Source organism: Nocardiopsis sp. LOL_012, assembly GCF_048060475.1.
GTDB lineage: Bacteria > Actinomycetota > Actinomycetes > Streptosporangiales > Streptosporangiaceae > Nocardiopsis.
On the sequence record NZ_JBHMIV010000067.1, the window covers coordinates 1 to 5442 of the forward strand.

The following is a 5442-nucleotide window of genomic DNA, read 5'->3' on the forward strand; positions in this document are numbered from 1 at the left end:
CGGCGCCCTGGACGAGGGCAACGGGCGGATGGTGATCGACACCCTGCGCGCCATGGCCGCCGAGGGCTGCTCGGTGGCCATCGCCACCCACAATCCCTCCGTGCGCGACGCCTGCGACACCGTCCTCGACGTCTCCACCCGGCAACCGGCCGCCGAACAGGCCTGACCCCGGGCGGGTCCTACCCGGGGCGGGTGGTCCGGCACCGACCGGACGGCCGGATCACCCGCCCCCCGGCTCGATCCACAGGGCCTCGGCGGCCACCAGCCCCAGGGAGCGGGTACGTTCGTCCGCGCCCGCCCGGGCGCGGACCGCGATCTGGATCGACCCCGCGTAGGGCTGGCGCTCGACCACGGTGACGGTCATACCGATACCGATACCGATGTCGGCCAGGTAGCGCAGGAGTTCGGGGTCGTTGTCGTTGACCCGCACGACCACCCCGCTGGTGCCCTCCACCGCGTCGGACAGCAGCACCGACGCGCGTTCGACGATGTCGCCCTCCGCGGAGGGGATGGGGTCGCCGTGCGGGTCGACGTCGGGGTCGCCCAGGTGGGCGGCGATCCGGTCGACGAACTTGTCCGAGACCACGTGTTCGAGGATCTCGGCCTCGTCGTGCACCTCGTCCCAGGAGTAGCCCAGTTCGGCGACCAGGTAGGTCTCCAGCAGCCGGTGGCGCCGCAGCACCGACAGGGCCGCTTTGGTGCCGGCCTCGGTGAGGCTGACCGCACCGTAGCGGCGGTGCTCGACCAGGCCCAGGTCGGTGAGCTTGCGCAGCATGCTCGACACCGAGGAGTTGGCCACCGACAGCCGTTCGGCCATTCCGGAGATGGTCACCGGACCGGTTCCCCGCTCCTGGAGGTCGTAGATGACCTTCACGTAGTCCTCGGCCGAGGTGGACGGCCTGGTCGGTGTATTGTCCATGGCGACAACCGTATCGCGGGCCCGGCGGCGCGGACCATCGTCGAAGCGGGCCCTGTGGACGGGCGGAGGCGGGCCCGTCGCTGGGGCGGCCCCGCCGGCGGCTGCGGGAACGGCCCTGCCGTCGCCCCCGGGGCCGTCCGGGAACCGCCCGCCCCCGGGAGGGGCCGGTCAGCGGCCTGTTCCGGGGATCAGGTGCGCGACGTCCTCCGCGGCCACCTGGTAGGGCCGCTCCCAGGGCAGCAGGGCGGCGGCACGCTCCGTCTCCCCTCGCGCGGACGAGGGCATGGACACGGCCTGCCAGCGGAGTCACGTTCTCGATCGAGAGGATCCAATGGTCGGCGTAGCGTCGTGCGGCCTCCCCTGACAGCCCCAGTTGCAGGGACCTGTGTTCCAGCGGTCGCAGATGCAGGTCGCGTTCAGGGTCCCACTGCACTCGGGCGGGCGCCCGGTGCAATCGGCGCTTCCAGTCCTGCCGGTTGTCGTGAATCCCGGGCTTGTAGTGTGACAGGCAGGCCCGGGCCAGCGCTCACTCGAAGCCCTCACGGGTGATCTCCACGGCCAGGACGGTCTCCTGGTCCTCCTTGGCCCCCCCACCCACACCGATACATCGTCCACAGAAACGACGGTTTGACCCAGGTCATCCGGTCCCGTTTCCACGCGGCCGGGAAGCGCCCCTCCCGGGCCGCGGGCACACCGATGGAAGGGTGGTAGGCCTGGTACGCGGTGACCGTGGTGTCGGTGTAGCGGGTCCGGATCTGGTGGCGGGGGGTGTGCATGACCGGCAGTGTCCGGCCCCGCCCGAAGCCGGAACAACCCGTTTTCCGCCCCGGGCAAGACCGAATCGCGGCGCCAGGCGTCCTTTGAGGACGGTGGCGGGCGGTGTCCGCTAGCCCCACACCTCCTCGGCGGTCTCCACGATCAGGGCGAGCTTGGCGACCTGCTCATCGTAGGTGAGGTCGTTGCCCTCGACCGTGGAGGAGAACCCGCACTGCGGCGACAGGCACAACTGCTCCAGCGGCACGTGCCGGGCCGCCTCGTCGATCCGGCGCTTGAGGTCGTCCTTGCTCTCCAGCTCGCCCTTCTTCGTGGTGACCAGGCCCAGCACGGCGTACTTGTCGCGGGGCAGGAACCGCAGCGGCTCGAACCCGCCCGAGCGCTCGTCGTCGAACTCCAGGAAGAACCCGTCGACGTCGAGTTCGCTGAACAGCTCCTCGGCGACGTGGTCGTAGCCGCCGCTGGCCACCCAGGAGGAGCGGAAGTTGCCCCGACACATGTGCGTGGTCACGCGCATGCCCTCGGGTCGGCTGGCCAGGGCCGCGTTCATCTGCCGGATGTAGCGCACGTGGATGCGGTCGCCGTCCTCGCCGCGCCCGTCGATCATGCCGCGCTGGGCGGGGTCGTTGAGGTAGGCCAGGCTGGTGTCGTCCAGTTGCAGGTAGGTACAGCCCATCCGGCCCAGCGCCGCGACCTGCGCGGCGTAGGCTGCCGACAGGTCGTCCCAGAAGCGCTCCGGGTCGGGGTAGACGCCCGGGTCGATGGCGGCGGCCCCGCCCCGGTAGTGCACCATGCTCGGCGAGGGGATCGTGAGCTTGGGCGTGTTCCTGGTGACGGTCTTGGTGAGGAAGGAGAAGGCGTCGGCGAAGATGGTCCGCTCCAGGCGGACGGGTTCGGTGACGCGCAGCCCCGAGGGGGTGAACTCGATGTCCCCCTGCTCGTTGTGGAAGGTGACCGCGATCCGGTCCCGGACCTTGGACACGCCGCCGAGCCGGTAGATGAAGTCCATGTGCCAGGAGGAGCGGCGGAACTCGCCGTCGGTGGCCGACCGCAGACCCACGTCCTCCTGCATGCGCACCGCCTCACGGACGCACTCGTCCTCGACCGCGCGCAGGTCCTCGTCGCCGATCGCGCCCCCGGCGTGCTCCCGACGGGCCCGCAGCAGCCGTTCGGGGCGCAGCAGGCTTCCGACGTGGTCGGCGCGGAAGGGCGGTGCGGTGGTGGCGGCCATGGTGCGGCTTCCCTTCGTGGTGGGAACATGGTGTCGGCGGTCGGTACCGGGCTCGGTCGCCCTCCCCGTGCCGCCGGACGGCGCGCGCCGCCGCGGCTCCCCGGGCGCGGGACACGTGGCGGCATGGTTGCGAGTGAACGTAGGTGAGGCGCGTCACAAGGTCAAGGTCCCTACGCCCTGGCGCATCCGGCACCCGTGGTGTAAGCGGCCCGGGAAGAAGGACGGACCCTACCGGGCGCGGGCGGGCACGGCGGCCTTGAGCAGCATCTCGGCGTACTCGTCGCCCGGGTCGGAGTCCAGCACGATCGCGCCGCCCGCGCCGATGGTCACCTCACCGCCGACGCGCACGGCGGTGCGGATGACCACGCTCAGGTCGGCGGTCCCGTTGTGGGAGAGGTAGCCCAGCGCCCCGGAGTACACCCCACGTGCCGAGGACTCCAACCGGTCGATGATCTCCATGGTGCGCACTTTGGGTGCGCCGGTCATCGACCCGCCGGGGAAGCAGGAACGCACCGCCTCCACGGTGGACACCTCCGGGCGCAGCCTCCCCCGGACCGTGGACAGCAGTTGGTGGACGGTGGCGTAGGACTCGGTGTACATGAACGCGGGCACCTCCACGCTGCCCGTCTCGCACACCCGCCCCAGGTCGTTGCGGAGCAGGTCCACGATCATGAGGTTCTCCGCGCGGGTCTTGGGGTCGGTGCGCAGGTGCCGTGCGGCGCGCGCGTCGGCCTCGGGGTCGGCGTGGCGGGGGGCGGTGCCCTTGATGGGGCGGCTCTCCGCCGTGCGGTGGCCGTCCACGCGCAGGAACCGCTCGGGTGAGGCGCTCAGGACGCTCGCCCCGCCCAGCCGCAGGAGGGCGGCGTAGGGTGCGGGGCTGGCGGCGCGCAGGCGCCGGTAGGCGTCCAGGTCGCTGCCGGGTGCCTGGGGCAGGCGCAGGCGGTCGGTCAGGCAGATCTCGTAGCTCTCGCCCTGTGCGAGGTGGCCCAGGCACTCCTTGATGTCGTCCAGGTAGCCCTGGCGGGGGCGTTCGAGGTGGTCGGGCAGGTGCAGGGCCGGCGGCGCGGGCGGCGGTGGCGGCAGGGCGGGAAGGCGGCGCAGGCGCTCCAGGGTGCGGCGGGCCCGGTCGCAGGCGTGCGCACCGGTGTCGGTGTGCACGGCGTAGGTGGTGTTCTCGGCGTGGTCGACGGCGGTGAAGCGGTCGCAGCGCATCCACACGGCGTCGGGCAGGGGCGAGGTGTGGGCCCGGGTGCCGCCGCAGTCGGCCTTGAGCTCGTAGCCGAGGTAGCCCACATAGCCGCCGGTGAAGTCGAAGGGCAGCCCGTTGGGGGGTGCGGTGCGGTCGGTGCGGCGCTCCAGTGCGTCGAAGATCGTGCCGGGCTCGCGGTGTTCGGTGCCCTCGGGGGCGCGCACGCGGGTGCCGCCCTCCCCGACCCGGTAGGTGAGGATCTCGCCGGTGGCCGCTCCGAGGAAGGAGAACCGGGCCGGGCCCCGGGGGCGCGAGCTGTCCAACCAGAAGGCGTGGTCGCTGTCGCCGTACAGGTGGGCGAAGGCGGCCTCGGTGTCGACGGCGCGGTCGAGGGTGTGCGCGCAGGGGGCGGGTGCTGCGGGGCGCGGGGGTCTTCGCCGCGGGGCGGCGGCCGGAGCGGTCTCCCCTCCGGTGGCGCGGGGGCGGGCCAGGTTCAGGAAGTTGGCGATCAGGTCGCTTCCGTGGTCGCTGGAGACCGATTCGGGGTGGAACTGTACGCCCCAGCGGGGCAGGTGGCGGTGGCGCAGGCCCATGAGGACGCCGTCCTCGGCCCAGGCGGTGGCGGCCAGGGGCGCGGTGAGGGGCTCGGTGACTGCCAGGGAGTGGTAGCGCACCGCCGTGAAGTGCTGGGGCAGGCCGGCGAAAAGGTCCCGGCCGGTGTGGCGTATGCGGGTGAGGTGGCCGTGGCGGGGCTGGGGGGCGGTGGTGACGTCGGCTCCGGCCAGGTGGGCGATGGCCTGGTGGCCCAGGCACACGCCCAGCACCGGAAGGCGGGTGCGGGAGAGCAGTTCGGGTAGGCGACCCAGGTCGCGGGGGTTCTGCGGGCGTCCCGGGCCGGGTGAGACGACCACCGCGTCGACCTCGTCGGGGCCGAGCCCGTCCCATCGGGGGTCGTCGTTGGTGAGGACTCGGGGAGGTTCGCCCAGGGCGTGCGCCAGGAGCTGGTGGACGTTGAAGGTGTAGGAGTCGTGGTTGTCCACGAGCAGGACACGCATCAGGGGAACCTCGGATCGTCAGGCGTGGAGGGGCCTGCACCCGGCCCGGCCGAGGGGTGAGGCGGTGACCAGGTTATATGCCGCGTATTTCGGGGCGGTCCCATGAGCGCGGGGGCTCACGGCCCCGATCGGCCGTGCTCGGTGCGCGGTGGCGGGCTCTTCGGTACCGTGCCCGTTTGACTTACTCCCCCTCGTGAACGAGGGGGATTCCCCCAGCCGCCTACCGGCGGTTGGGGGCCTTGGCCCCGTCGCGGGTCGCCCCGCGGCCTTCCTG

Annotated in this window: 4 protein-coding genes and 1 pseudogene; all 5 read right to left on the reverse strand. The window is 72.4% G+C overall.

Annotated elements, in window-relative coordinates:
• Positions 1-220 precede the first annotated feature (220 nt).
• Positions 221-919 (reverse strand): metal-dependent transcriptional regulator, encoded by a 699-nt coding sequence (locus ACFHWE_RS23265; RefSeq protein ID WP_416604007.1) that lies wholly within the window; start codon positions 917-919, stop codon positions 221-223.
• 325 nt (positions 920-1244) lie between these two features.
• Positions 1245-1442: pseudogene (locus ACFHWE_RS23270) on the reverse strand (DUF4291 family protein); the annotation flags it as partial.
• Positions 1443-1458: 16 nt separating this feature from the next.
• Positions 1459-1695 (reverse strand): DUF4291 family protein, encoded by a 237-nt coding sequence (locus tag ACFHWE_RS23275; RefSeq protein ID WP_416604008.1) that lies wholly within the window; start codon positions 1693-1695, stop codon positions 1459-1461.
• Between the two features lie 110 nt (positions 1696-1805).
• Positions 1806-2924, reverse strand: a complete 1119-nt coding sequence (locus ACFHWE_RS23280; protein ID WP_416604009.1) for a 5-methyltetrahydropteroyltriglutamate--homocysteine S-methyltransferase — start codon at positions 2922-2924, stop codon at positions 1806-1808.
• A gap of 228 nt (positions 2925-3152) precedes the next feature.
• Entirely contained in the window at positions 3153-5168 is a 2016-nt protein-coding gene (gene pabB / locus ACFHWE_RS23285; protein WP_416604011.1) for an aminodeoxychorismate synthase component I, read from the reverse strand.
• Positions 5169-5442: the final 274 nt, after the last annotated feature.

What these genes read in the sequence shown, in the direction of transcription:
- ACFHWE_RS23265 (WP_416604007.1), bottom strand. Translation starts at nt 919, where the DNA reads ATGGACAATACACCGACCAGGCCGTCCACCTCGGCCGAGGACTACGTG.
- ACFHWE_RS23275 (WP_416604008.1), bottom strand. Translation starts at nt 1,695, where the DNA reads ATGCACACCCCCCGCCACCAGATCCGGACCCGCTACACCGACACCACG.
- ACFHWE_RS23280 (WP_416604009.1), bottom strand. Translation starts at nt 2,924, where the DNA reads ATGGCCGCCACCACCGCACCGCCCTTCCGCGCCGACCACGTCGGAAGC.
- pabB (WP_416604011.1), bottom strand. Translation starts at nt 5,168, where the DNA reads ATGCGTGTCCTGCTCGTGGACAACCACGACTCCTACACCTTCAACGTC.